This window comes from Streptomyces sp. NPDC057543, from assembly GCF_042801895.1.
In the GTDB taxonomy this organism is placed as follows: Bacteria; Actinomycetota; Actinomycetes; order Streptomycetales; family Streptomycetaceae; genus Streptomyces.
Map to the genome: position 1 here is coordinate 1 of NZ_JBHVFF010000480.1, position 3708 is coordinate 3708.

The 3708-nt window shown below is 67.6% G+C and carries 4 protein-coding genes and 1 pseudogene; 3 read left to right on the top strand and 2 right to left on the bottom strand.

What is annotated here, in order from left to right:
* Positions 1–55: 55 nt before the first annotated feature.
* Positions 56–1234, bottom strand: a complete 1179-nt coding sequence (locus tag ACFU8Q_RS40100) for a DUF418 domain-containing protein (RefSeq protein ID WP_384464736.1) — start codon at positions 1232–1234, stop codon at positions 56–58.
* A gap of 260 nt (positions 1235–1494) precedes the next feature.
* On the opposite strand from ACFU8Q_RS40100, the pseudogene ACFU8Q_RS40105 reads away from it, so the two are divergent.
* Both ACFU8Q_RS40105 and ACFU8Q_RS40110 read left to right on the top strand, forming a co-directional pair.
* Positions 1495–1679: pseudogene (locus ACFU8Q_RS40105) on the top strand (response regulator); the annotation flags it as partial.
* A 78-nt stretch (positions 1680–1757) separates the two neighbouring features.
* On the top strand, positions 1758–1892 hold the full coding sequence (locus tag ACFU8Q_RS40110) for a hypothetical protein (RefSeq protein ID WP_384464743.1): 135 nt from the start codon (positions 1758–1760) through the stop codon (positions 1890–1892).
* Positions 1893–2221: 329 nt separating this feature from the next.
* On the opposite strand, the gene ACFU8Q_RS40115 is transcribed toward ACFU8Q_RS40110, so the two are convergent.
* The gene (locus tag ACFU8Q_RS40115; protein WP_384464738.1) at positions 2222–3454 is read right to left on the bottom strand and encodes an IS4 family transposase; all 1233 of its coding nucleotides are present in this window, start codon (positions 3452–3454) and stop codon (positions 2222–2224) included.
* 85 nt (positions 3455–3539) lie between these two features.
* Here ACFU8Q_RS40115 and ACFU8Q_RS40120 point away from each other — a divergent pair.
* On the top strand, positions 3540–3708 hold a 169-nt coding region (locus tag ACFU8Q_RS40120; protein WP_384464741.1), incomplete at its 3' end, for a transposase.

A 3708-nucleotide genomic window follows, 5' to 3' on the forward strand; every position in this document is an offset into this window, starting at 1 on the left:
TCGCCAGGGGGCGTCGACCGCCGACGTCGGGGCGCCGATCCGGCCGGTTCTGCGCTCAGCGGACGTGCCGGGCCAGGTCCGTCGCCTTGGTCATCAGCCATTCGAGTGGTCCGCGCTGCTGGAAGCGCGACCAGACGGTCGCGAACACGATAGCGGTCGCGATGAAGTCGAGCAGGACGTACAGGGGCGATCCGGGCAGTTCCTCGATGCCCAGGAACTGGATGGCGACGAGGTGGAAGACGTACGCGGTCAGCGACATGGAACCGACTGCGATGACCGGCCGGGCCAGGAACTGGAGCCGCGGGAGGGCGTCCGTCGCGGCCAGACACGCGGTCACTACCATGATCGCCACACCAGTGTTGCCCAGGATCGACAGGGTGGTCTCACTGTGCGGGGAGGCAGCCAGCAGCCAGGCGGGGGTGTCACCGGACGGATAGCCCGCGATGTCGGACCACCACGCGCTCGCCCCACCCGCGCCGATGGCGTCGGCGGCGCCGGGAGCGACGTGCAGCGCCAGCCAGGAGCCTCCGTAGCCGGTGATCATGAGGACGGCACTCGTGAGGGCCAGGCGTGTCAGGACAGTGGTGGCAGCCAGGTCCAGGCGGGCCACGGCCATGCCGGCGATCACGAACGGGATCCAGGTCAGGGCCGGGTAGGCGCCGGTGAAGAGCAGCGAGACGATGCCGTCGGGCTCACCGGGCGAGCGGACGCCACTGTCGCCGATCGCCTGCTGCACCACGTAGAGCACCTGGGGCAGGACGAGGGCCGTTCCCGCGGCGATCGCCGCCAGGGGGCCGGCGCCAAGCTGGTACAGCGGCAGTACGAGCAGGAAGTACAGGCCGTAGAAGGCAAGGATCACATCGACCGGGATGCCGCTCATGGTCAGCGCGGTGCCCAGGGCCAGAAGGATCACGGCCCGGATCACCACCTTGGCCACTGCCTGGCGCCCGGCCCGGCCCGTCTTCGGCGTCACGCGCCCGGTGATGAGAACAACGGCGAAGCCCGCCAGGAAGGCGAAGAGAGCGGAGGACCTGCCGTGGGCCAGCTCCATCAGGAAGCCGGTCACACCGCCCTGGTCAGGGTCGGGCCCCACATGAGCCGCATACATGCCGAATACCGCGAGCCCGCGGGCCAGGTCCAGCCCGATCAGTCGGCCCGCCGGTGCCTTTCCGCTGTCGCGCACGGGGGCCGGGGCGTCTACCACAGGAGCTGCGACGTCTGAGTACTGAGTCATGCCTTCCAGGTTTGTGAGCGGGCTGATCGCCGGGTATCCGGCAGATGTCCGGGCCACCCCCGCCATCTGGCGGAGGCCCACCTGCCGGGTGTCCGGAGCCGCTGCTCGCGGAGCCTCCCTGGTCATCCGGGGCTTTGGGCTCGGTGCTCTCGTTGCTCTCGGCGGAGCAGTGCAGCAGTGCAGCAGGCATGGACAGCCATCGGCGTGTGTACTTCGAATGTACAGCCGACGGTGCGAACAGAGTGTGAGGCGGAACACATGTGATCGGCGTGGTGGACGGCGAGGCACTGCTCCGATCCGGCTTTCGGCTCATCCTCAACGCGGCCGACGACATCGAGGTCGTCGCGACCTTGACCGGTGCCAGCCGTCGACACCGTCCGCGCGGAGCGCCTGGACGTGGACCTGCCGGACATCCGGATGCCGGACATTGCCGGCCTCACAACTGGAAACCGGCGGCACCGGAGTCCAGGGCGGCCAGGATGTACTCGTTGGCGCCCAAGCCGGTCGGCATGGCATCACAAGTGTGTCGGGCATCGTACGCGGCTCGCGCTGGAAGGACACCGAGCCGGACGAGCCGGCCCATTTGGTGCCCACCCTGGCCGCGATGATGCTCATGGTCACCGTCGTCGGGCTGCTTGTCGCCGTCACCCGGAGCTGATCCGGCCCGGCGGCATGCCGGGTGGAGCCGGGGTACCTCGGTTCCACGCCGGACTGCTACAGGTGGCAGTCCGGCGACCTCAACGGAGCCCTCCGACTTACGGTCCAGCTCAGGATCGATCGATGAGCTGCCCGAGCCCCTTTTAGACCCAATACCAGTGATTTAGGTGTTTTTCTGGTTTGGTGGGTGGGGCCAGTGTGATTGCTGCTGCGGGTGGTCGGGGTGGGTTGCGGTGGTGGGTGTGTTTGAGGCGCCAGTTGGCCATCTTGCGTTTGATGACACGGGGGTTGGAGCGTTGCCTGCGGGGTGGCAGGAGTCGTTCCAGCAGCTCACGGATGGTGTGAGTCAGGGCTCGACTGAGTCGTGAGGGGGGAAAGTGCCGCCTGGTCGGTGACGTGGCGGCGAGCGATGCGAAGGGTGCGGGTGAAGGACAGCCTGTCGGGGTCGAGGCCGGCTTGGTGAGCGGTGTGGTGCATGACGTCCCGAAGTGCGTGGTGGACAAGGAGGAAGCCGTAGATTTCCTGCTCGACGCCATCGGGGTACTGCGAGCGGAGGACGAGGCGGTGTCCGCCCTGATGGGTTTTGATCTCGTCCAGGGTGTTCTCGATCTCCCAGCGCTGATGGTAGAGCCCCGCCAGGTCGGCCGCAGAAGCCTCCTGCGGGTTGCAGATGGTCGTGATCAGCCGGTAGACCGTGTCGTCATCCTCATGGCCGAGGGTGTACTCGATGACGCGGACCCGGACCGGATCCCGGCGCTTGCGGTCGCCTGCCGCAACGATCTCGGACGGGTAGGAGCCGTCGTCGAAGGCTTCGAGGACCGGGAGCACGATGTTCTTGCGGACGCGCCACAACAGGTCCGCGCCCGTGTCAGAGGCGGCCCGCCACAGCTCGAAGCCGGTGATGCCACGGTCGGCCATCAGCAGCATTCCCGGCTCGAGCCGGCCCAGCAGGCAGGGAATCAAATGCTGTTCATGAACCGACAGCGGGCCGGTCGCCGCGGCGAACACCGCGTGTGTCCCGCACTCCACCAGCGCAGCAACCCTCACCTGCGGGTAGGCACTGCGCTGCTGTCCCCGGCCCGAGCCCGGGCGGCCGAAGAAAGCGCTATTCGCCCCGGTGTCCGGCACATCGAAGACCGTGCCGTCCACCGCAACCAGACGCCACCGCCGATACCAGGCACCAGCGGTGTCCTCCACGGCCACCGGCCGGCACACTCGCGCGAACAGCACCTTCAACGGCTCCGGCCCCAACCGTCGGCGGGCCCGGCCGATCGCCGCTGTCGTCGGCACCCGCCACGGTTTCTCCCACCTGCGCACCCGCTCCAGCCCCTGCGTCAGCAGCCGGGCCACCTCCTCATAGCCCTGCCCGGAGAACAGACACATCGCGAGCACGAAATAGACCACCACCCGGGCCGGCAACAGCCGCGACCGCTGTTCCAGACGCCCACACCCAACAACCACCTCATCCACCAACTCGGGCGGAAACACCCGCGTCAGCACACCCAGAGCGATCCGGTCCGACAACCGCTCACCCGACGACTTCACCTGTCCAGGCCTTGGCACACCACACCCAACGACCCACCACCAACAAAGTCACCGGTATCTTTTAGACCGTGTCTTACATGGTCAGTTGGCAGTTGTGCTGGTCATGGGGAGTGGACGGTGGGGATGGATTGTTCCGGACGGCTTGTGGGGGATAGCGAGGCCATTGCTGCCGCCGGATCGCGTGCGTCCGCAGGGTGGCGGGGTCGCGAACATCGATGACGAGGCGGTCTTCGCGGCGATCATCTACGTGCTGGTCAGTGGGTGTGCCTGGC